Source organism: Actinomadura formosensis NBRC 14204 (assembly GCF_001552155.1).
Classification (GTDB): Bacteria; Actinomycetota; Actinomycetes; order Streptosporangiales; family Streptosporangiaceae; genus Spirillospora; species Spirillospora formosensis.
Genome location: NZ_BCQQ01000003.1, coordinates 24809 through 45534 on the forward strand (window position 1 = coordinate 24809; position 20726 = coordinate 45534).

18 protein-coding genes, 1 tRNA gene and 2 pseudogenes are annotated in these 20726 nt (G+C 69.5%); 11 read left to right on the forward strand and 10 right to left on the reverse strand.

Annotated elements, in window-relative coordinates:
- Positions 1-189 precede the first annotated feature (189 nt).
- Together AF1_RS01115 and AF1_RS01120 are read left to right on the forward strand one after the other, a co-directional pair.
- Positions 190-1014 (forward strand): helix-turn-helix domain-containing protein, encoded by an 825-nt coding sequence (locus AF1_RS01115; RefSeq protein WP_067792499.1) that lies wholly within the window; start codon positions 190-192, stop codon positions 1012-1014.
- Positions 1011-3410 carry a VIT domain-containing protein gene (locus tag AF1_RS01120; protein WP_067792503.1) on the forward strand — a complete coding sequence of 800 codons (2400 nt, stop codon included), beginning with the start codon at positions 1011-1013 and terminating at the stop codon, positions 3408-3410. Before AF1_RS01115 ends, AF1_RS01120 begins: the two co-directional genes overlap by 4 nt.
- A 71-nt stretch (positions 3411-3481) precedes the next feature.
- Here AF1_RS01120 and AF1_RS01125 read toward each other — a convergent pair whose 3' ends face one another.
- On the reverse strand, positions 3482-4921 hold the full coding sequence (locus AF1_RS01125; protein WP_067792506.1) for an MFS transporter: 1440 nt from the start codon (positions 4919-4921) through the stop codon (positions 3482-3484).
- Between the two features lie 108 nt (positions 4922-5029).
- Between AF1_RS01125 and AF1_RS01130 the strand changes: the two genes are divergently transcribed.
- The 3 genes from AF1_RS01130 to AF1_RS33980 all read left to right on the forward strand — a co-directional run bounded on the left by AF1_RS01130 (position 5030) and on the right by AF1_RS33980 (position 7024).
- Complete coding sequence (locus tag AF1_RS01130) at positions 5030-5404, forward strand: MarR family winged helix-turn-helix transcriptional regulator (protein WP_067792511.1); 375 nt, start codon at positions 5030-5032, stop codon at positions 5402-5404.
- Between the two features lie 464 nt (positions 5405-5868).
- The gene (locus AF1_RS36950; RefSeq protein ID WP_407642184.1) at positions 5869-6210 is read left to right on the forward strand and encodes a GNAT family N-acetyltransferase; all 342 of its coding nucleotides are present in this window, start codon (positions 5869-5871) and stop codon (positions 6208-6210) included.
- Positions 6211-6847: 637 nt separating this feature from the next.
- Positions 6848-7024, forward strand: coding sequence for a hypothetical protein (locus tag AF1_RS33980; protein WP_157419123.1), 177 nt, complete (start codon positions 6848-6850; stop codon positions 7022-7024).
- A 384-nt stretch (positions 7025-7408) separates the two neighbouring features.
- Here the strand turns inward: AF1_RS33980 and AF1_RS01135 are convergent, their stop codons facing one another.
- Together AF1_RS01135 and AF1_RS01140 are read right to left on the reverse strand one after the other, a co-directional pair.
- Entirely contained in the window at positions 7409-7921 is a 513-nt protein-coding gene (locus AF1_RS01135; protein ID WP_207393956.1) for a hypothetical protein, read from the reverse strand.
- A gap of 60 nt (positions 7922-7981) precedes the next feature.
- Positions 7982-8791, reverse strand: coding sequence for an ArsR/SmtB family transcription factor (locus AF1_RS01140; protein WP_242608628.1), 810 nt, complete (start codon positions 8789-8791; stop codon positions 7982-7984).
- Positions 8792-9685: 894 nt separating this feature from the next.
- On the opposite strand from AF1_RS01140, the gene AF1_RS01150 reads away from it, so the two are divergent.
- Positions 9686-10045 carry a hypothetical protein gene (locus AF1_RS01150; RefSeq protein ID WP_067792527.1) on the forward strand — a complete coding sequence of 120 codons (360 nt, stop codon included), beginning with the start codon at positions 9686-9688 and terminating at the stop codon, positions 10043-10045.
- Between the two features lie 141 nt (positions 10046-10186).
- Positions 10187-10717: an SMI1/KNR4 family protein gene (locus AF1_RS01155; RefSeq protein WP_067792531.1), complete on the forward strand. Its 531-nt coding sequence runs from the start codon at positions 10187-10189 to the stop codon at positions 10715-10717.
- A gap of 210 nt (positions 10718-10927) precedes the next feature.
- Here the strand turns inward: AF1_RS01155 and AF1_RS01160 are convergent, their stop codons facing one another.
- The gene (locus tag AF1_RS01160) at positions 10928-12571 is read right to left on the reverse strand and encodes a DHA2 family efflux MFS transporter permease subunit (protein WP_131732402.1); all 1644 of its coding nucleotides are present in this window, start codon (positions 12569-12571) and stop codon (positions 10928-10930) included.
- Between the two features lie 321 nt (positions 12572-12892).
- Between AF1_RS01160 and AF1_RS01165 the strand changes: the two genes are divergently transcribed.
- Together AF1_RS01165 and AF1_RS32870 are read left to right on the forward strand one after the other, a co-directional pair.
- Entirely contained in the window at positions 12893-13510 is a 618-nt protein-coding gene (locus AF1_RS01165; protein ID WP_084262311.1) for a recombinase family protein, read from the forward strand.
- Positions 13511-13581: 71 nt separating this feature from the next.
- Positions 13582-13917, forward strand: a pseudogene (locus tag AF1_RS32870) (Tn3 family transposase); the annotation flags it as partial.
- 174 nt (positions 13918-14091) lie between these two features.
- On the opposite strand, the gene AF1_RS01170 reads toward AF1_RS32870, so the two are convergent.
- The 3 genes from AF1_RS01170 to AF1_RS01180 all read right to left on the reverse strand — a co-directional run bounded on the left by AF1_RS01170 (position 14092) and on the right by AF1_RS01180 (position 15535).
- A complete protein-coding gene (locus tag AF1_RS01170; RefSeq protein ID WP_084262323.1) occupies positions 14092-14985 on the reverse strand; it encodes a methyltransferase domain-containing protein in 894 nt (297 codons plus the stop codon).
- Positions 14986-15057: 72 nt separating this feature from the next.
- Positions 15058-15246: a helix-turn-helix domain-containing protein gene (locus AF1_RS01175; RefSeq protein WP_067792541.1), complete on the reverse strand. Its 189-nt coding sequence runs from the start codon at positions 15244-15246 to the stop codon at positions 15058-15060.
- Positions 15247-15316: 70 nt separating this feature from the next.
- The gene (locus AF1_RS01180; RefSeq protein ID WP_084262312.1) at positions 15317-15535 is read right to left on the reverse strand and encodes a DUF4158 domain-containing protein; all 219 of its coding nucleotides are present in this window, start codon (positions 15533-15535) and stop codon (positions 15317-15319) included.
- A gap of 475 nt (positions 15536-16010) precedes the next feature.
- On the opposite strand from AF1_RS01180, the pseudogene AF1_RS32875 reads away from it, so the two are divergent.
- A pseudogene (locus AF1_RS32875) lies at positions 16011-16310 on the forward strand (tyrosine-type recombinase/integrase); the annotation flags it as partial.
- Positions 16311-16465: 155 nt separating this feature from the next.
- Here AF1_RS32875 and AF1_RS01185 read toward each other — a convergent pair.
- The 3 genes from AF1_RS01185 to AF1_RS01195 form a co-directional block, all read right to left on the reverse strand.
- A tRNA-Thr gene (locus AF1_RS01185) sits at positions 16466-16538 on the reverse strand.
- A gap of 63 nt (positions 16539-16601) precedes the next feature.
- Positions 16602-18086 (reverse strand): alpha/beta hydrolase, encoded by a 1485-nt coding sequence (locus tag AF1_RS01190; protein WP_131732418.1) that lies wholly within the window; start codon positions 18084-18086, stop codon positions 16602-16604.
- Positions 18087-18338: 252 nt separating this feature from the next.
- Positions 18339-19169: a GNAT family N-acetyltransferase gene (locus AF1_RS01195; RefSeq protein ID WP_067792553.1), complete on the reverse strand. Its 831-nt coding sequence runs from the start codon at positions 19167-19169 to the stop codon at positions 18339-18341.
- 141 nt (positions 19170-19310) lie between these two features.
- On the opposite strand from AF1_RS01195, the gene AF1_RS01200 reads away from it, so the two are divergent.
- Positions 19311-20720, forward strand: coding sequence for an MFS transporter (locus AF1_RS01200; RefSeq protein WP_067792556.1), 1410 nt, complete (start codon positions 19311-19313; stop codon positions 20718-20720).
- Positions 20721-20726: the final 6 nt, after the last annotated feature.

The following is a 20726-nucleotide window of genomic DNA, read 5'->3' on the forward strand; positions in this document are numbered from 1 at the left end:
GTTGCCGCGACCTGAACGGCGACATGAATAACGGCTCTGCCGTAATGGCGCATAAGGTCGCCCACTCGCACCGCAAGGCCGTCCGCCGGGTGATCGAGGTCCGCCGCCGGCACGGAGCCGCCGAGGATCTCCAGAGTCGATCTTCGTTCGAACTTGACACTGTCATCGTGACAGTGTCATCATCGAGCCATGGACGAGACCTGGACGATCGGCGAGCTGGCGGCACGCGCCGCCACCGCCCTCACGGCGGACGGAGCCGCACAGGTCAGCGGGCGGGTGCGCGATCTCCCCAACGAGCGGCTGATCCGCTGGTACACCACCATCGGCCTGGTCGACCCGCCCCTCGGCCGCCGTGGCCGCAACGCCCTGTACGGGCCGCGCCACCTTCTCCAGCTCGTCGCGGTGAAACGCCGCCAGGCCGCGGGCCACTCGATCGCGGAGATCCAGATGGAACTCGCCGCCGCCCCCGACGAAACCCTCGCCCGGATAGCCGACCTCCCCGCCGGCGGCGCCACCGCGCCAACGGCCTCCGCGCACCCGGCGCCCTTTGAAAGCGGCCGACCCGAGCCGAGCCGAACGCGGGGAACCACCGCACCACGGTCGCCGGAAGAACCGGAAGAATCCGCCGCCGGGAATGCCGGGCGGGCGGCTCCCCCGCGCCCCGCAGCCGGCAGCGCTCGCACGGCAGAACCCAGCAGAGCACCGACCGGTTCAGCAGACGGCGAAGGAGACCACGAACAGACCGACTTCTGGCGCACCAGACCCGACGTGTCCTACAGCCGGGCAGCCGTCGTCAGCGATTACGGCCGGCCGCTCCCCTCGGTGCTCCAAGGGGTTCGGCTGGCTCCGGGCCTCACCGTTCTGCTCGACGGCCCCACCCTGAGCGGCGACGACCTCGCCGCCATCGAGACCGCCGCACGTCCCCTGCTCGACGAGCTGCACCGGCGCGGTCTTCTCACCCTCGCCGAAAGCCCCGACTCTCCGTCCGCCGATCACTCCCGGAGGTTCCAGTGACCGTGCGCATTCTGCCGCTACCCGAGACCGAACCCCCGGCACCCGACCGCGGGCTCGGCGCACTCACCACCGACAAGGGAAACCTGCCGCTCGACTCCGTCGACGTCCACGCGTCCATCACGGGTCTCGCCGCCGGAATCGAGGTCGTCCAAGGCTTCCGCAACCCGTTCGACACGCCGCTTGAGGCCACCTACATCTTCCCTCTGCCCGACCGCGCCGCCGTCACCGCGTTGCGCATGGAGGCGGCAGACCGCGTCATCGAAGGCACGCTGAAAGAGCGCGGACAGGCGCGCCAGGACTACGACGCCGCCATCGCCGAAGGCCGCCGCGCCGCGATCGCCGAGGAAGACCGCCCGGACGTGTTCAGCATGCGGGTCGGCAACATCCTGCCCGGCGAACGAGTGACCATCAGGCTGGCGCTCAACCAGCCGTTGCCGCACGAGTCGGCCTCCAGCGCGACATTCCGTTTCCCGCTCGTGGTCGCCCCCCGCTACATCCCGGGCAACCCCTTGGACGGGGAACGCGCCGGCCCCGGGGTGGCCGACGACACCGACGCCGTACCGGACGCGTCCCGGATCAGCCCGCCCGTCCTCCTGCCCGGTTTCCCCAACCCGGTGCGCCTCGCCGTCTCCGTCGACATCGACCCCGCCGGGCTGCCACTGACCCAGATCCGCTCGGCCCTGCACGTGGTGAGCGAAGAGGGCGAAGGCGAGCGCACCACCGTGCGCCTGCAGCCGGGTGAGCGACTCGACCGCGACTTCATCCTCCGCCTGGACTTCGCCCCGCGCGAGAGCGCGGCCCTGTCCCTGATCCCGGACGAGTCGGGCGAAGAGGGAACGTTCAGCCTGACCGTCCTGCCGTCCGGGGAGGCCAGGCCGAACCCCCGCGACGTCGTCCTCGTCCTTGACCGTTCCGGCAGCATGCACGGCTGGAAGATGGTCGCGGCCCGCCGCGCAGCCGCCCGCATCGTCGACACGCTCCGCGGCGAGGACCGGTTCGCCGTCCTGTCCTTCGACAACGTCATCGAACGCCCCCGCGACCTCGGCACCGGCCTGGTCGACGGCACCGACCGCAACCGGTTCCGCGCCGTGGAGCACCTTGCCGCGCTGAACGCGCGCGGCGGCACGGAGATGCTCGCCCCGCTCGATGAGGGCTGCCGGCTGCTCGCCGACTCCGCGCGTGACCGCGTGCTCGTTCTCATCACCGACGGCCAGGTCGGCAACGAAGACCATCTCCTCGCCCACCTGGAACCTCGGCTCCACGGTGTCCGCGTCCACACGGTGGGCATCGACCAGGCCGTCAACGCCGGCTTCCTGAACCGCCTCGCCTCCATCGGCCAAGGCCGCTGCGAACTGGTCGAATCCGAGGATCGCCTCGACGAGGCGATGGAGCACATCCACCACCGGATCGCCGCCCCGCTCGCGACCGACCTGTCCCTGCACGCCGACGGGCTGGAGATCGTCCCCGGCACCATGGCCCCGGCCCGGCTGGGCGCCCTCTTCCCCGGCGTGCCCCTGACGATCGCGGGGCGGTTCCATGGTGACCCGTCCGGCACGATCGCCATCCGCGGCACCGCGTCCAGCGGGACGCCATGGGAACAGCACGCCACCGGCATCGTCTCCAAGGATCCCGCCGCCACGTCCATCTGGGCCCGCGCCCATCTGCGCGACCTCGAAGACCGCTACACGGTCGGCGGCCCCGACGACCTGGAACAGCGCATCATCGAAACCTCTCTCCGCTTCGGCGTCCTGTGCCGCTTCACCGCGTTCGTGGCCGTGGACAGCCGGGTGGTCGCCGAGGGCGGCACCCCGCACCAGGTCGTCCAGCCGGTCGAATCCCCCCGCGGCTGGACGCCGCCCACGGCGGTCCCGAGAGCCGTACCCGCCGCATTCGCGGCCGCCCCGGAACCCTTCGCACCCCCAACGGTCACCGGCGGCATGCCCATCGGTGGCATGCCCGCCCCCGCAGGCCCGCCGCCAAAGAGCGCCGCCCCCTACGGCGCGCCACCGGCCGGCGCCGGAGTCTCCGGTAGGCCCTTCGGCAGATCCACCGGCAGGGACCCCGCCTCGCGACGGTCCCGCCGCGCTCCCGCCCTCACCGGGTTCCAGCAGGAACTGGCGAACGTCCTCAACCGCCTTCGCCAGGTCCCCGACGACCAGCGGCTCCACCATCTGCTGGGCGAACTCCTCCCGATCCTGGAGTCGATCGTCCAGCGCATGGAGGCGCAGTTCCTGGACGTCGCTCCCCTGGCCGCCCTCCGCGACGATCTACGCCGCCTCCAGCCCACCTCGGACCGGGCCACCATCAACGACCAATGGACCCGCACCCTGGAGGTTCTGGCCGACTTCACCGGAGAGTCCCCACCCCGCCGCCCCTTCTGGAAACGCCCCAAGTAACCCCGGCGGCGGGTGGTGCAGCTGAGGCGGGGGCCGCCTCTGGGAGGCAGCCCCCGCGTAGTCGAAGGAGGTCAGCTTTGCTTCGGGCGGCGGTGCAGGAGCGGGATCAGGTTGAGTGCCAGACCCACCACGGCAACGGCACTGACCAGGTTGACGCCCGGGTGGAACTCCGCGAAGCCGCCGCCGGCGGTCGTTCCACCCGCGACGAGCGCGGTGACCACGGCCAGGACGAGGGCGGCGCCGACCTGTCCCGAGGTCTGGACGAGGCCGGAGGCCAGTCCCTGCTCGGAGTCGTCGATTCCGTCGGTGGCCTGCGCCATGATCGAACTGAACCCGAACGCGAACCCGCCGCCCAGCAAGAGCATCGTCGGCAGGATCGTGACCACGTAGTGCGGGGCGTTCCCGGCCGCGGCCAGGAACCAGCCGTAGCCGAGGGTGAGGGACGTCATGGAGCTGATGATCAGGCGGGGCGTCCCGTATCGGTCGATCAGGCGTCCGACGAAGGGGGATCCGAAGGCGACGAGCAGTCCGGCGGGAAGCAGCCCCATGGCCATCTCCAGCGGCGACCAGTGCAGGACGTCCTGCAGGTAGAGCGTCATCATGAACTGGAAACTGAGGTACGAGCCGAACAGCGCGATGATGCTCAGGTTGGCGCGGACGATGGAGCCGATCCGCAGGATGCCGAGCCGGATCAGCGGGTGCCGCACCTTGTTCTCCGCGACGAAGAAGCCGGTCAGCAGGGCGGCCGCGAGCACGACGGAGCCGAGTGTGATGGGGGCCAGCCAGCCGCGGTCGGGCGCCGAGACCACGGTGTAGACCGCGAGCAGCATGCCGCCGGTGAGCGTCACGGCGCCGACGATGTCATGGCCGCCACCGGCCGCCGGCTTGTCCCGAGGGATCAGTGCGACACCCGCGACCAGGGCGATGACCGCGAGCGGGACGGGCGTCAGGAACGTCCAGCGCCATCCGAAGCCGGTCAGCAGCCCGCCCAGGATCAGCCCGGACGAGTAGCCGCTGGCGCCGAAGACGGAGAACACCGACAGCGCCCGGTTGCGCGCGGGCCCCTCCTGGAAGGTCGTGGTCAGGATGGACAGGGCGGTGGGCGCGGTGAACGCGGCGGCCAGTCCCTTGACGAAACGGGTGACGATCAGCATCGAACCGTCGTTCATCAGTCCGCCCACCAGGGACGCGACCGCGAACACGGCCAGCGCGGCGAGAAAGACCCGGCGGCGGCCGAGCAGGTCGGCGGTACGTCCGCCGAGAAGAAGCAGCCCGCCGTAGCCGAGGACGTAGCCGTTCACGATCCACTGCAGTGATGTGGTGGAAAGGCCGAGTTCAGCGCCGATCGACGGCAGCGCGACGCCCACCATCGAGACGTCGAGGGCGTCGAGGAACAGCACGGCGCACAGGACCGCGAGGACCCCCCACAGCCGGGGAGTCCAGGTCTGTTCGGGCAGCGCGCCTTCGGCGCCCCGCACACGGACGGTGGAGGCAGGTGAGGTGTCGGTCATAGTCACGTCGGAGGACAGTACATGCATATGCATCAAATGTCTACGCACTAATTTCTTAGGAATTTAATGTGAGTGCATCTGATGCGTGCGCATGGTACGATCCGCGGCATGGAGGCGAAGGCTGCTCTGGTCGCGCGATGGCGCGGGCTGGCGACCTGCTACAACACGGTGGCGTGCGCCCTGGACCGCGCCCTGCAGGACGCCCATGGCCTGAGCATGAGCGAGTACGAGACGCTCGACCGCCTTGTCGACCTCGACTGTGAGAAGCACCGCATGCAGGAGATCGCCGCCGCGATGTACCTCAGCCAGAGCGCCCTGTCCCGCACGGTCGCCCGCCTGGAGAAGCACGGCTACGTCAAGCGCGGCCTCTGCGAGAACGATCGCCGCGGCGTCTTCGTCGAGATCACCGAGGCCGGACGCCGCTGCCATGCCGAGGCCCGCGACACCCACCTGAAGATCCTCGCGGAGCACCTGACCTCCTGACCCGGAGAGATCACCTGGCCCCAGCCCCCGGAAGAGGCCCCGCACCGTTCCTCGACGGCGCGGGAGCCAGGCGGGGTGCTGCTGGTGGCCTGCTAGACCCGGCGCACGTCCGCTGCCCGCCCCGCACCGAGATCCACCTGTTCGCCCGGGCAGGCCCGATCAGCAAAGGCGCCCTGGTTCCCGTCAGCACCCATCCGGCGGCCGAGCAGGGCGGCGTTGTCCAACTGGTCGCCGAGCCCGCCCCCGGAGCCGCTCCCCCGAGGTGACCGCCTGGGGAGTGCGTTTCATGACCGGCCGTCGGGCAACCTGGGCCCTGGGCGAAAGCGGTCCGCGTACAACGGAGCCAGGAGCCGAGGCGTTGTGGGAGGTCGCGTGATCGCCACGCTCACCGGCATCGTCCGCAGGCCGTACGACCGCGCCGCGCTGGACGTCGCCGCCTTCGCCCCAGCACGGGCCGCGGCTTCATGACGGAGGACGTTGACCTGACCGCCCGCTACGCGTTCGGCCCCCTTGGGCTGCACCGTGTCGAGGCGGACGTTCAGCCGGGCAACGAACCGTCACACCGCCCCGGCTTCCGCCGTGAAGGCTTCTCCCCGGAGCTCCCCAACATCGGCGGCGTCCGGCGTGACCACGAACGCCGGGCGATCATCACCGGCATGACGACCAGCCCTCTTGCGCCCCGAACCTCCTCCCCCAGCCGGACGAGAGGAAGCCGCAGACGGCAGACCACTGAAAATCACACCCGCCCCTGCCGGGGCGTCCGAACCTTACGCCGGGCTGGATGCTTCAACTGCAGGAACCGCTGACTGGGCTGCCGTGCGTTCTCGTGAGCGTCCCCGTCTGGGCTGGGGAGGCTGGGCGCGGGCCGCGCGACGGCACGGGCGGCATCCCTCGTGCGCAGAGCCGGGCGCGGCCACCCAGCGACCCGCGCACCGGGGCGTCTTGAACAAGGCCGCGCAGTTGGCGGTCCTGGGGTCGTCTCAAGGCGGCGTGTGGGTGGCCTGGACATACAGATGGCACTTTGACGTCCCCATGTGTTCATGGCCTGGTCAGCCCCCATGTACAGGCGCGTATGACGGCCTTGGACGTCAATGGGTGGTGTTCGGCACCGGCGCCCTGGCGGGCTCCTGGACCGGCCGCAGAGATCGCGCGCCCGGCGGCCAGCCGGGCTAGGTCTTCTCCTCGCAACAGAAATCCGACGAAACCATAGACAACTGTCCGGATCAGGAGCTTTACATACCTGTATCAGGAGTGTCTTCAGCCCCACTGGTATTCCCATTTACCAACACAAACATAGCTTCGGATCTGTTGATATCGGTCCGTGGGACGAACGGCCGGTTTCGGCGGGGTTGCATGGTGGCTGCGGAAGTGGTCCGAGGCCGGCAGCAGCATCGCCCGCGATGGAGCCGGTGGAATGTCGTCCCGCGACGAAGGGAGGACATCATGATCAAAAAGATCGCCGCAACGGTGCTGACCGCTGCCGCCCTGAGCTTCGCCGCCGCCGGAGTCGCCTCCGCCGCCGACTCGGGCCAGCCCGGTCCCGGCAGCAAGCAGTGCATCCCCGGCCAGCAGGGCAACCCGCACCCTGGTTTCAAGGCCGGCGTCTGCACCAACCCGTGACAAGGCACCCGTTCCCCTAACGGCCTGCGCGGTCAGGAACGGGTGACGGTCCCCGGGGCCGGCCGAAGAGGCCGAAGCCGGGGACCGACTACATCCCGGCGACCGCGCAGCGGACGCCCTTGAAAAGACGTTGGGCGTGTTCGTCCTGAACGTCGTTCGGATAACGACAGTTCGGCCGTGGAGATGCGGGTTTCGGGGTCGATGTTCTGCGCAAATCTCGCCGGCTGATGTGGGCGGTGGGGCCGCGGGTGGGGCGGGTGATGGGCTGGACGGCTGGGGCCTGTTTCAAGAGTGCCGAATTGGCACCTGCCGCCCGCGCTGTGTCGCGGGCGCCGGGTCAACGTCTGGGTCTTTACGGGCTGTCCGTCGCGATAGGCCGGGAGATCACGGTGTGGCTTCGGCCTCGGCGCCGTTCGGCAGCAGGGCCAGGAGCTGTGCCGCATGGCCGGGCAATTCCACTTCTGCGAGTCCGGTGATGAGGTCCCTCAGCGGAACGGGCTGGTCAACCAGGACTGTGCCGTTGGACAGGAGCCGCGTGGGCACCGGTGTGCCGAGTTCGGCCTCGCTCAGGGCCGGTCCGCCGAGTGCGCACAGAGCGTCTCCTTGGGCACGGATGCGGTTCCGGAGCCCCGTGTTACCGCCGGCGAGCGCAATGACGCGTTCAATGGTCCATGTGTCGAGTGCCATGCGGTTGTCGTACGTGGTGTTGCCTCCCGAGGCGATTGCGGAAACGGCGGCGATGGTTGTGGCGTTGATGATGGCAACGTGCGCCAGAATCTGGTCGGCGTTCCATTCACCAGCCGGTGGGACGTGGCTCGTGGCGCCGGAGTCGGCCACTGTGGCGGCAGCGTCCAACAGCGCGCGGTAGGCGTCCCGCAGCGGCTTGGCATCCATCATTTCTTCTTTCCCGGGTCGTGCGCGGGGTGAACGCGACAGAGGTTTATGGCGACATCCGTCTCAGGCGTGCGCGCGAGACATTTCCCATGGCGCCTGGGGGAGAATTTCTCCGGTTTCGAGCAGCGACTTGAGGTTCGCCAGCACGGCCGGCCATCCGTGCGAAATCCCGTTGAACATCGCCTGGTCGGGGAGATTCTCGTGGGTGACGGTGAGGCGGACGATGTCGTGGTGCGGCTCGACAAGGAAGGTGACGACCGACGGCTCTCTCGGCGGTTCAGCGCCGGGGGTGTCCTCGAAGGTGATGACCAGGCGCGTCGGGGGCTCGGCCTTGAGCACTTGACCGACGACGTCGACTGCGCCTGATCCGTCGATGCGCCGGTGCTCCCAGGTCGAGCCCGGCTGCCAGTCCGAGACATTGGCATGTCCCCAGTAGCGCGCCGTCAGGTCCGCTTCCGTCAGGGCCTGCCACACCTGCTCCGCGCTTGCGCGGATGTAGGTGACGTACACGTAGGTCGGCACGGAGGTGGGTGCGTTGGTCATGGCGTACTCCTCTGCCTGGTTCTTGATGGCACTGATCGCTTGCAGGCGGGGCTTGTCGAACTCCGAGATCCAGCGCTCCTCGATCTCGTGGATCGGCGCCGGGTTGAGGTAGTGAAGCCGTTCCCGTCCCCGCCGTACGACGGTCACGAGGCCGGCCCGCTCAAGAACGTCGAGATGCTGGGTCGCCGACTGGCGCGCCATGTCCAGGCGTTCGCACAACTCGCGCAGCGTCTGGCCGTTGTGCTCGCGCAGGCGGTCGAGCAGGAGTCGCCGGGTGGGATCGGCCAGCGCTTTGAAGACCGAGTCCATCCCTCTCGCTTCGAGGCTCACGTTGACGATTATGCAGGTATCCACCTGCATATGTCCACCGATCGGGGTCACCGGGGATGTCCGCGGGATGAGCGGAGCGGCGGCCCACCAGCTCATACGGCTCTTCGGCCTGAGCGGCTTCGAGGTCGCACATCGCCCGGTCGTCCAGGATCAGCACGGCGAGGCTGGGGAGTTCGATTGACCGTTTGGGGTCGCCGAGCCGACCTCGGCGGCGCGGGTCACCTGCCTCGCCCCACTGACCCGGGGGGAGGTCCCGTCCCATTCCTCGACGGCGCGGGAGCCGGCCAGGTACTGCGACTGACCTGCAAGGACCTGGCGCGCGCCCGCCGCCCATCCCGCATCGAGACCTACCAGTTCGTCCGGCAGGCCGGGTCAGCGAAGGCGCCGTGGTCCCCATCAGCACCCATCCGACGGCGTTCGCCGCACCCGCCCCACCGGCAAGGGCGGTGGCATGCCCGTCCTCGCCGCAGCAGGGGGACGGGCCGTATGGGCAGCCGGTGCCCCTTAGCGGCTGCCCAGGATGTTCGAGTGTGCATAAAACTCCTCCCAACCAACCTTTGACCACTTTAAGTAATTGATCGGAAACAAAAAGTATTCAAACGAAGGAGTGATGGCCGCTCGGCTGACACGGCCACTCCGGGACACAGTGATCTCCCGCAAGCGCCGCAACGGCTGCGGACACCGCACTTGCCCCGTGCGGAGGCCCCACTGGCGCGTGCGCCACCCGCACGTCCGCGACACTGTCACCGGTGGACGGCGGCGCGGAGTGAGGCTGTGGGGCGAGGACCTTCGTCCCTTGATGGCCGGGACCCGCGATGTGTCTGGTGGAGGAAAGGACCGCCGCGGGGCGACCTGCACAGACGGTCATTCCAACGCCAGTACGGGGGGAAGTTCATGGAGACCGGAATCCTGATCAGGTGGGGCGCACCGAGGCAGGGGCGCGAGAAGGAGTCCCTCGAGCTCTTCCGGAAGTCCGCCGACTACTACAACCGTCTCGTCACGGACGGGAAGCTCACCTACTTCGAGCCCTTCATGCTCGGCAGTGGTGACTCCGAGGTCGAGGCCGGTTTCTTCATCCTCAAGGGAGAAGTGGCCAGCATCTTCGAACTGCTCGACAACCAGGAGTTCCGCGACCTGCTGGCACAGGGCAGCGTGCTGGCGGAGCACTACCGCTTCGACATGCTCGCAGTCGGCGAGAGCATTCAGCGGGCGCTCGAGGAGTACCAGCGGGCACTCACGACCGTGGGCGCCTAACCCACGACACGCTCAGGGCGGAACCCCCAGGGTTTCGCCCTCTTTTCATCACTGGCGCCCCTGGGGCCGCCGAGCAGATCAAGCACCCGCAGGCGCGGACGGGCGGCTCTCCTGTCAGGGGCGGATGCCATCATCGGGCGCGTGACGGACCACGACGAGTTGCTGAGGCGGGTCGCCGAGCGAGCACTCCGGGAGTCCGGTGGCGCGCTCCCACACGCCACCGCGGAACAGATCGAACAAGCCGAGGCGGCGCTCGGTTTCGCGCTGCCTCCGCTGCTGTCACGGCTCTATCAGGAGGTCGGCAACGGCGGGTTCGGCCCCGACTACCGGCTCCTGCCCCTGGCCGGAACCGACGGCCGCACCGCGGTCAGCGCCTACCTGGCGGAGCATGCTCCCGGCCGGTGGCCGACCGGTGTCCTTCCCATCCTCGACTGGGGCTGTGCCATGTACGCGGCAGTCGACTGCACCGACGCCCGAGCACCCGTCCTGCTCTTCGAACCCAACGCCGTGGAAGACGACTGGAGCGCCGCCTGGTTCGAGGACGCCGACAGCCTCGCCGACTGGCTCCAGGCGTGGCTCTCGGAAACCGGCTGGTACGAGGAGGAAGTCATGCTGAGCGAGGACTTCGCAGGCCCACAGCCCTGGCTCCCGGCCAGGCAACGATTGGGCTGACGGACCGAGTCGGCCCGCGAGGAGGATCGGACCGGATTTTGGCGGTAGCGGGCTGGGAGGCTGCGTTCGGTGTGGGCGTCCGGGCGTTGGCCTGCGTGGAGGCTGAGTGCAGAAGTTAGCGGTAGGCCCCGGCACTCGACCGGCGATGGTCGCGGCCATCAGGCCGCGACCATCGCCATTCCCAGGTCAGTCGTGCGGCGCGGTTGTGGATTACCGCTTTTGGGTGGGCTCGGTCGTCGGCTTGTTGCGCGGGCTGAACAGGAAACACAACAGGACAGCGGCCACCAGAACCATGGCGCACGCCACGAGGGTGGTCTGCATGGCGTGGACGAAGCCGGTGGCGAACGTGTCGGCGGTGAGGCGTTCGTACAGGCTGGTCGTGGTGGGGCTCAGGCCGCCGGGCGGCGTGGGCGGACTGTAGTGCCGCGCGGCGGCGGTGCTGTTGTCGACGAACCGGGCGCGCAGATCCTCTGGTAGCTGACCGGCGCGCTTCTCGGCCTCACTGTGCAGGGCCGCGGAGAGGCGGGCCGACAGCAGCGCGCCCAGCATGGCGGTACCGAGGACCCCTCCGACCTGCCGGATGGTGCTGGAGACACCGGAGGCCGCCCCGGCCAGTCGGGGATCGACGCCGTTCATGGTGGCCTGCTGCAGTGGCGCGAACGTGGCGCCGCTGGCGATCCCGATGATGGTCAAACCGGGCAGCAGGTTCCACGCGCTGCTGGTGGGGCCGGTCATGGCGACCAGCACCAGGAGGCCGACGGCCAGCAGGGTCGTCCCGGCCATCAGGATGTACTTGCCGCCGAACTTGTCCGACAGCCGTCCGGCGTACGCCGAGCCGGCCGCGGTGAGCGCGGCGTTCGGCAGCACCACCAGGCCGGTCTCCAGCGCCGAGTACCCGCGGGCCATCTGCAGGTACAGCACCAGCACGAACATGATGCCGATCATGCCGAGCTGGAAGACGAACCCGACCGCGTTACCGACCGCGAAGTCGCGCACACCGAACAGGGCCAGGGGCATCAGCGGCTCGTCGCGCCGGCGGTGCTGCCACAGGACGAACACCGCCAGCAGCACGGCGCCCAGGGCGATGACCGAGGTGATGGTGACCGGCCCGGTGATGGTGCCCCAGTCGTAGCGTTCTCCCTCGATCAGGCCGAAGACGATGCCGCCGAGCCCGGCGGTGGCCAGCGCGACGCCGACCAGGTCGAGCCGGTGGGTGCGGCCCGAGCGCAGGGGCGGCGCGAACCTCAGCGCCAGCACGACGGTGATGATTCCGATCGGGACGTTGATGAAGAAGATCCAGCGCCAGCTGAGGTGGGCGAGCAGGAAGCCGCCGGTGACCGGGCCGACGATCGGGGCGAAGCCGACGATCGGGGCGAAGCCGACGATCGCGCCGAACAGGCCGAACGCGCGGCCGCGCAGGTGCGGCGGGAAGATGGTCAGGATCGACGAGATGACCTGCGGGAACAGCAGCGCCCCGCCCAGTCCCTGCAGCAGCCGGGCGGTCAGTAGCCAGGCAGGTGAGTCGGCCGGTCCGCACAGCGCCGAGGCGATGGTGAAGGTGATGATCCCGATCACGTACAGCCGGCGGTATCCGAAGATGTCCCCCAGCCGGCCGGTGGTGATCAGCAGCACCGAGAAGACGGGCAGGTAGCCGTCGATGACCCACAGCACCTGGTCGTAGGAGGCGTCGATGCCGTGGATCAGCGTGGGAACGGCGACGTTGACGATGGATCCGTCGAGCAACGACATGAAGAAGCCGATGCACATGATCGCGAGAACCAGCCACGGACGCCGCGTGACCGGCCGGTCGGCGGATCGGAGAGGATCAGAAGGGCGGGCGCGTTTCGTCACCATCACAAAACACCCTTTTCCGGGATGTGATGAGTGACCTCCACCTTTCCCGCGTCATCGGGACCCGGGAGAAGCTGGTTGGCGAGGCGGAATGCCCAACGGTGAGAAGCCGGCTCGCGGCCCAGCACAGCGCGTTCAGCCCGCGTGTAGATCGTCGAGAGGTCGACCCGGGACGCGGACTGTCGATCCGCCCACGCCGGTGTTCGTCAAACGGTCGTTTCATCTGTGACGAACAGTCGAGGCCGGCGGCCGGGAACGCCCAGGAGGAAGCGTTCATCTGACCGTTCATTTTGTGTTAGCGCCCCGGCTTGATGATGAACACGTTTGCCGAACGCCTGGAGGCGCGAGCATGGCTCTGGTCGGACTCGTCCGGTCAGCACCAAGGATCAGGAGACCGCGCGCCAGCACGACGCGCTCGATCCGATCTGCATCAATGTCTTCTTCGAGGAGAAGCGTTCGGGCAAGTTGAAGGTCGACGAACGGCCCGGCCTGCAGGCGGCCCTGGACTACATGCGCCCGGGCGACATGCTGACCGTCCAGGAGGCCGACTGGCTCGGCCGCAACCTGCTGGAGGGGCTGATCGTCCTGAACGATCTGTTCCAGCGCGGCATCGCCGTCAAGGTGCTGGAAGGGATCGCGGCCGGTGAGCATACCGAACGCTCCCTCATCCTGGACCTGGCCCTCGCCCTGGCCGATGACCGGCGCCGCGACATCGTCCGCAAGCCCCGCAACGGCCTGGAGGCAGCCCGCAAACGGGACCGGGTCGGTGGACGGCGCCCGGTGGTCGACGACGACAAGCGCGCCGCGATCCTAGCCCGCCGCGAGCGCGGGGAGTCCATCCGCACCATTGCCGCCGGGGTCAAGGTCTCGGCCGGCGTCGTCCACAAGACCCTGACCGAGGCCCGGCCAGAAACCCGTGCAGAGGCCCAGGACGAGCAGTAGCTCGTGCTGGGCCCCGCTTTACCTGGTGCCTCAGGCAGCGTCGGTCGTCCATCATGCAGACGATCCAGCGGATCCGCCGCCACTGGGACGACATCCTTCGGGTCGGCGCCTCCATCCATACCGGCGCGGTGCGTGCCTACAACGTCATTCGCATGCTCTCCCGAGACGGCAACCCCACCCCGCTCGGGTTGGCCATCGCCCACTTCAGGCGCCTGCACAAGACCCTCCACGTGCTGTCCCACATCGACGACGAGTCCTACCGGCGCGGCATCAAGGGCCAGACCAGCCTGCAAGAGTCCCGCCACGCCCTGGGACGGTACGTCTTCCACGGCAAACGCGGCGAGTTGCGCCAGCGCTACATCGAAGGGATGGAGGACCAGCTCGGCAAGCTCGGCCCGGTCCTCGATTGCAGCCACGGGCAGGCCGCACCCGGGAGCTTCGCACCGCGTTTGGTTGCACATCCCTTGGCCGGGTCAGTGTCGGCCCGGGACTCCCATAAAGAAAGAGGGGCTGCTCCTGCGGCCCGAAATCTCCTCGACGAACAGCTCTATGGGCAGGTCGGACAACGCCAGGATCCGCACCTAACCAAGTGTCGGCGGGTGCTGTGCCGGACGGCGTCCCCAGGCCGAGATCAGCGGTGCGAGAGTCAGGTCGAGTTCGCCGGCGTGGATGGCGGCCAGGTGCGCGTCGATCTCGGCGTCGTCGGCCAACCCGGCCGCGAGCAGCTCGCCGCGCACGTGCCGTATGGTCGCCGCCTCCAACCGGTCACAGGCCGGCCCGCCGACCGGGAACGAGCCCACCGCGGCGACATCTACCAAGCCGGCCTCACGCAATGCCCGCGGCAGCGTCCGGCCGTAGCGCAGGTCCGCGCCGCGGCGCGTCAGCAGCTCCCGGACCGCGTCGCGCAGCCGGTTGGCCCGCCGCTGCGCAGGGCCGCTGTCGTCCAGGCAGGCCAGTGGCTGCAGAGCGGTATCGGCGTCCTCGACCAGCAGCCAACCGCCGGGCCGTAGCGCCGCCGCCATCGTGGCCAACGCTCGGGCCCGGTCGGGTACATGGACCAGCACGAGCCGGGCGTGCACCAGATCAAACGTCCCCGGCTCCGGGGGCGGATCAGCGGCGACGTCGTGCCGGCGCACCTCGTACCCGTTGCCCGCCTCCAGCCACGACGGGTCGATGTCGGTGGCCAGCACGTGCCCGGTCGGACCGACGGCCGCCGCGAGCGCCTCCGGGATACTGCGGCCACCGGCCCCCACCTCCCAGCAGCGCGAGCCGGCCCTGACCCCGAGCCGATCAAAGTGCGCGCGCGTCACACCGTCGAACAGCTCGGCCAGCCAGACGAATCGCTCGCCCGCCTCGGCGCGCGCGTTGTCCAGCAGATACCCGCGGGCGAATGCGGACTCCCCACCGGGCACGGCAGCCGCGCCGGTCGGATCCAGTCGGCCACCGACGTCAGGCAGGCGGGGCGAGGAGGTCATCACCACATTGTCAACCTCCCCCGGCCACCACGCCACGACGACGGGAGAGGGACATCTCACACAGCCGACGAATTATTCGGCCGCTTCGATCTCGGTGCGGGTGGTGGGGACCTCGACGGCGCGGCGGCTGCCGGTGGTGAGTTCGGGGACGTACTTGTAGATGGTGGAGCGGGAGACGCCGAGCAGCCGGGCGATGGAGGAGACGGTGTTCTCCGGCCGGGTGAGCAGGTCGCGGGCGTTGCGGATCTGCTCTTCGGTCATGGCCGGGGCCGGCCGAGGCGCTGGCCGCGGGCGCGGGCGGCGGCGAACTCGACCACCTCCGCCGGGACTTTCAGCGGAGTGTCCGCCAGTAACGTGCCCAGCATCCGGACCGTGCCCCACTGCACCGCGCCGCCCAACCGAGCTTGGTCGCCGGGCGCCGCTTGTCCGCCACCACCGCCCGCGCCTTCGCGTCCAGGCGGAAGAACTGCTCCAGCTCGCCGACCGTCACCTCATCACGGAACCGCCGATACCGCGCGACCTGCTCATCCGACAAGAAATCAACTGGCATGCCCCAGGAACGTAGAGCCCCGCCAACCGCACCAAGCCCGCCGTCACCGAACCGTCGTCAACCCCGCCGGGCTACCGCCAAAATCCGGTCCGATCCTCCTCGCGGGCCAGTCCAAGCACGCCGCCCAGACAGCCTGGGCTGACAAGCTCCTCACCAGCGAGAAATGGCGGAGCGGTGATCAGGGCTACGAGTTCGCGTCCGGCTGGGCCTGCGGCAGGGTGAGGCGCTCGGACTCCGCTGGAAGTTCATCGACCTGGACGGCGGGTCCGTGCGGGTGTAGTGGCAGCTCTCGCGGCTGAAGTGGCGGCACGGCTGCGACGATGTCGCCGCGTGCACTGAGGGCAAGCACCGGCGCCCGTGCCCGAAGGCGCGGCGGGTGCCCGGCCGGCGGCACACCTGCGTCCCGGCGGCCACCGAGCGGCTGTGCCCGAAGCGGACCAGCGGCGGGCTGGTGTTCCGCAAGCCCAAGCGGACGGTGCCGCTCCCGCCGGAGCTGGTGCCCGTGCTGAAGGCGCACCGCAAGCGGCAGCGTGAGGGGCGTCTCGCCGCGGCGAACGCCTGGGAGGACAACGACCTGGTGTACTGCCGGCCGAACGTGCGGCCGATCGATCCGCGCAACGACTGGAAGGACATCCTTGCTGCGGCCGGAGTACGGGACGCCCGGATGCATGATGGGCGGCACACCGCCGGGACACTGCTGATCGAACAGAGCGTTCACGTCCGCACCGTTCAGGAGATCCTCGGCCACCCCGACATCCGGCTCACCCAGCAGTACACCCACGTCGCTACGCCGAGGGCCCAGGATGGTATGCAGCGCATGGGACGGGCCCCGGGGGGGGGCGCCGTGATCATGGGAACTGCAACACGAATTGCAACCAGGACGACGAAGGACGCCCACCGGAATCAGGTGAACGCCCTGGTCACATACCGAGCCGCCTGTCGGAATCGAACCGACGACCTATTCATTACGAGTGAATCGCTCTGCCGACTGAGCTAAGGCGGCTTGCCGTGCGGAACACGGCTAGGTGAAGTCTAGCGGGTGTCGGGGGGTGGGTGCGCACGGGTTTCAGCCGCAGGTGGTTCCGTCCTTGGGCGGGTCGGTGGTGATGAGGTAGTCGTCGGTGGCCTTGGTGATGCAGGGGTTGCCCTGCAGGTAGGCGGTGTGGCCGTCGCCGTTGAAGGTGAGGAGGACGCCGCTGGAGAGCTGGTCGGCCAGGTTCTGGGCCCACTTGTAGGGGGTGGCGGGGTCGCGGGTGGTTCCGATGACGACGATGGGGGCGGCGCCCTTGGCGGTGATGGGTTTGGGTTCCTGCTTGGTCTGGACGGGCCAGTAGACGCATGGGAGGCCGCCCCAGACGACGAAGGCGCCGAAGCGGGGGGCGACCTTCTTGGCCTTGTCCGCGTACTTCCCGTAGGCGGCCAGGTCAGGCGGGTTGGGCTTGTCGACGCAGTTGACGGCCATGTTGGCGTCGGTCTGGTTGCTGTAGGTGCCGTCGGGTTTGCGTTCGACCATCTCGTCCGCGAGGGCCAGGAGGATCGTGCCGTCCGAGTTCTGCATCGCCTGGGTGAGGGCCTGGCGTAGGACGGGCCAGTACTCCTTGACGTAGAGCGCCCTGGCGATGCCCATCACGGCCAGGGCCTCGGTGACCTTGCGGGAGTCGCGCGTGTTGGTGAGGGGCTTGTGGTCCGTGGCGGAGAGGAAGGACTCGACCTTGGCCACGACCGCGTCGGCGGAGCCGCCGAAGGGACATGTGCCCGGCTTGACGCAGTCGTCGGCGAACGCGCGGAGGGCGGTTTCGAACCCCTTCGCCTGCTCGATCAGCAGTTCGGTGGAGGAGAGGCGGGGGTCGACGGCACCGTCCAGGACGAAGGCGCGGATGTTCTTGGGGAACTGTTCGGCGTAGAAGGCCCCGAGATAGGTGCCGTAGGACGCGCCGTAATAGGTGAGCTTGGAGTCTCCTAGGGCGGCGCGGAGGACGTCCATGTCGCGGGCCGCGTTGATGGTGCCGACGTAAGGGAGTTCTGAGCCGACTTTGGTCTTGCAGTGCTGGGCGAACTTCTTGCCTTCGGCGGCGAGGGCGGCCGTTTCCTTCGGGTCGTCGGGGGAGGCGTCCGTGGCGAAGAACTCGTCGAGCTGGGGGCCGGTGTTGCAGCGGACGGGGTCGCTGCCGGCCACGCCGCGCGGGTCGAAGCCGACGATGTCGAAGCGGCGGCGCAGGTCTCTCCCGAACGTCCTGCCGGCCTGCCGGACGAAGTCCACACCGGACCCGCCCGGGCCGCCCGGGTTGGTGAGCAGTGAGCCGATGCGGTTGGACTTGTCCTCGGCCGGCAGCCTGATGACGTGGATGTCCACTTTCTCGCCGGACGGCTTGGCGTAGTCCAAGGGGACCTGGACGGTCGCGCACTGGAACCCGTTGCCGCAGCCCTTCCAGGATGGTTTCTGCCCGTAGAAAGACCCGAGCCCCGCGGGGACGCTCGTCGACGGGCTCGCCTCCTGCTCGTCGCCGTCGCTGCATCCGGTGACCGTGGCCAGTGCCAGCACTGTGGCCACGCCGATGAACTTCGCTGCCCGCACCTGGACCCCGTCTCGTCATAGCGGCACGTACGCCGCCGCCTACGCTACGTCGGCAGAGCGGCGAGGGCCACATCCCTCCATGCCCGTGTCCGACGCCGTTGACCAGCCGGTTGACCCCTGCCCACGGGAAAACACCCATCTTCCGGGCGACCGCCCCGAAGCAGCGGCATGACGGTCTGGGGCACGTCCTTGCCGGCGAGCGTTGCACAACCGCGGGTGCGATGCCTGTCAGCCGAGGGCCTGGGCCACGGGGAGGTAGAGGCGGGCCGGGTCGTTCGTGATGGGCTCGCCGTACTCCATGATCGTCGTGGTGAACGCGGGGCGCAGACCGTGCCGCTCCGCCCAGCCGATCAGCTCCGGGTGACGGTGGTCGATGTCGAGCCTTATCGGGCCTTCGGGGACGACTTCCTCCACCAGCGCGAGCGCGGTTTCGGTGTCCTGCGCGATGACGGGGCCGACGATGACCACGCCGTCGTTCTTCCACGCACCGCCGTAGCCCACGACCCCGGTCTCGTCCCGGACGACCCGTAGCGTCTCGCAGAACGTCGGCAGCCCTTCGACCAGCTGCGACCGGTCGGCGCCGAAGACCTCGGTGTCGAGCGCATGGATTCCAGGCATGTCGCTTGCCTCTACCGGCACGGTCACACCCCGCTTGGACGGCCCGTCCGACTCACCCTTATACGCCGTGCACAGCCCCACGGCCCTGAACCCCAGCCGCTCGTACAGGGGGCGCCCGTACTCGGTGGCGGTCAGGCAGAGGCTGGCCGTGCCCGCGTTGTCCATCGCGTGGCGCATCAACCGGCCGCCCAGGCCACGCCGCTCGAACCGCTTGGCGACAAGCACCATGCTGATGGCCGTGACGTCCTTGCCGTATGGGGTCGACACCACCGTCCCGGCGAGTTCCCCGTTTCCGTCATCGATGCCGTAGACGTCACCGACCGAGAACAGGAACCGCCACTTGTGGTCTTCACGGCCCCATTCGCGGTCCTCGGCGAGCCGCTGACAGGCCCCAAGGTCGTCGATCGCGAGCAACCGCACGGCTCCGTCCAGCACGCTCATGGCCTGGACGCTAGATCGTCCCCAACCATCTCCACAACCGAATTACACGCGGCGAAGCCGGCGGCATTACCCCACGCGTTATCGCCTTCACGACCTCCCTCACGCGATCGTCGGGGAACGCCCGACGATCCGAGGGGGACCATGTCGCACACCGCGATTCCGGAGGCGGGAAGCCGTCCCGGGGAGGCCGCGCGGCCGCACGCCGCGTCCACCGGCACGCTGCTCGTGCTGCTCACCGGCATATTCATCACCACGCTCGACTTCTTCATCGTCAATGTGGCGATTCCTGATATCCAGGCCGATCTGGGTGCGGGCACGACCGCGATCCAGTGGGTGGTCGCCGGGTTCGGGCTGGCGCTCGGCGGCGGGCTCATCACCGGCGGACGGCTCGGTGACCTGTTCGGACGCCGCCGGATGTACGCGCTCGGCCTGGCCGTGTTCACCGCCGCGTCGCTCGCGTGCGGGGTCGCGCCGTCCCCGGGCACGCTGATCGCCGCCAGGGTCGTACAGGGGATCGCCGCGGCGCTGCTGATGCCGCAGGTCCTCGGCATCATCAACGCCGCCTTCACCGGCGAGCGGCGCACCCGCGCGTTCACCGCCTACGGGCTGGCGCTCGGCCTCGGCGGCGTTTTCGGGCAGCTCATCGGCGGTGCGCTGATCCAGGCCGACGCGCTCGGCAGCGGGTGGCGCAGCATCTTCCTGATCAACGTCCCGGTCGGCGCGGTGACACTGGCGCTGGTCCGCCGGACGGTCCCGTCCCAGGCCGCCGCGCGGAACACCCGTCTGGACGCCGCCGGAACCGTCCTGGTCACGCTCGGCCTCGTCGCGCTCGTCCTGCCGCTGATCGAGGGACGCCGGCTCGGCTGGCCGGCGTGGACGTGGGAGTCGCTCGCGGCAGCGGCCGTCCTGCTGGCCGCGTTCGCGGTGCACCAGCGGCGCCTCGACCGGCGCGGTGGCGCACCGCTGGTCGCGCCCGCGCTGTTCCGCGAGCCCGCGTTCCGGGTCGGCAGCGGCCTCGCCCTCGTCTACACGCTGGCCATGGCGTCCTTCTTCCTCTACCTCGCCCTCTACCTCCAGCAGGGACGCGGGCTCAGCGCCCTGGAGTCGGGCCTGCTGTTCGTCGCCCTGGGCGCCGGCTACCTCGCCGCGTCCACCCGGGCCACGGCCGTCGCCGCGCGGCTGGGACGGCAGGTCCTCGCGCTCGGCGCGCTGATACAGGCGGCCGGCTGCCTGCTGCTCATGGACGCCCTGGGGCACGGCATCGCCTGGCTCATCCCGGGCTTGGCCCTGGCCGGGGCGGGCATGGGGTTCGTCGTGGCGCCGCTGTCCGCGCTCGTGCTGTCCGGGGTGACGGACCGGCACGCGGCCTCGGCCTCGGGCGTCCTGGCCACGGCCCAGCAGGTCGGCAACGCCCTGGGCGTCGCGGTGGTCGGCATCGTCTTCTACGGAGCCGCGGGCGGCGTTCCGGACGCCTTCCGGGCGTCCCTCGTCCCGCTCATTGCCTTCTGCGCGGCTACCGCGGCCCTTGCGCAGTTGCTCCCGCGCCGGTGAGCCGGG

Excerpts from the sequence above, each read along its gene's own strand:
- AF1_RS01180 (WP_084262312.1), bottom strand. The coding sequence starts at position 15,535 with ATGCCAGTTGATTTCTTGTCGGATGAGCAGGTCGCGCGGTATCGGCGG.
- AF1_RS01200 (WP_067792556.1), top strand. The coding sequence starts at position 19,311 with ATGTCGCACACCGCGATTCCGGAGGCGGGAAGCCGTCCCGGGGAGGCC.
- AF1_RS01125 (WP_067792506.1), bottom strand. The coding sequence starts at position 4,921 with ATGACCGACACCTCACCTGCCTCCACCGTCCGTGTGCGGGGCGCCGAA.
- AF1_RS01195 (WP_067792553.1), bottom strand. The coding sequence starts at position 19,169 with ATGAGCGTGCTGGACGGAGCCGTGCGGTTGCTCGCGATCGACGACCTT.
- AF1_RS01115 (WP_067792499.1), top strand. The coding sequence starts at position 190 with ATGGACGAGACCTGGACGATCGGCGAGCTGGCGGCACGCGCCGCCACC.
- AF1_RS01170 (WP_084262323.1), bottom strand. The coding sequence starts at position 14,985 with ATGACCTCCTCGCCCCGCCTGCCTGACGTCGGTGGCCGACTGGATCCG.
- AF1_RS36950 (WP_407642184.1), top strand. The coding sequence starts at position 5,869 with ATGACGGAGGACGTTGACCTGACCGCCCGCTACGCGTTCGGCCCCCTT.
- AF1_RS01150 (WP_067792527.1), top strand. The coding sequence starts at position 9,686 with ATGGAGACCGGAATCCTGATCAGGTGGGGCGCACCGAGGCAGGGGCGC.
- AF1_RS01130 (WP_067792511.1), top strand. The coding sequence starts at position 5,030 with ATGGAGGCGAAGGCTGCTCTGGTCGCGCGATGGCGCGGGCTGGCGACC.
- AF1_RS01135 (WP_207393956.1), bottom strand. The coding sequence starts at position 7,921 with ATGATGGATGCCAAGCCGCTGCGGGACGCCTACCGCGCGCTGTTGGAC.
- AF1_RS01160 (WP_131732402.1), bottom strand. The coding sequence starts at position 12,571 with ATGGTGACGAAACGCGCCCGCCCTTCTGATCCTCTCCGATCCGCCGAC.
- AF1_RS01175 (WP_067792541.1), bottom strand. The coding sequence starts at position 15,246 with ATGACCGAAGAGCAGATCCGCAACGCCCGCGACCTGCTCACCCGGCCG.
- AF1_RS33980 (WP_157419123.1), top strand. The coding sequence starts at position 6,848 with ATGATCAAAAAGATCGCCGCAACGGTGCTGACCGCTGCCGCCCTGAGC.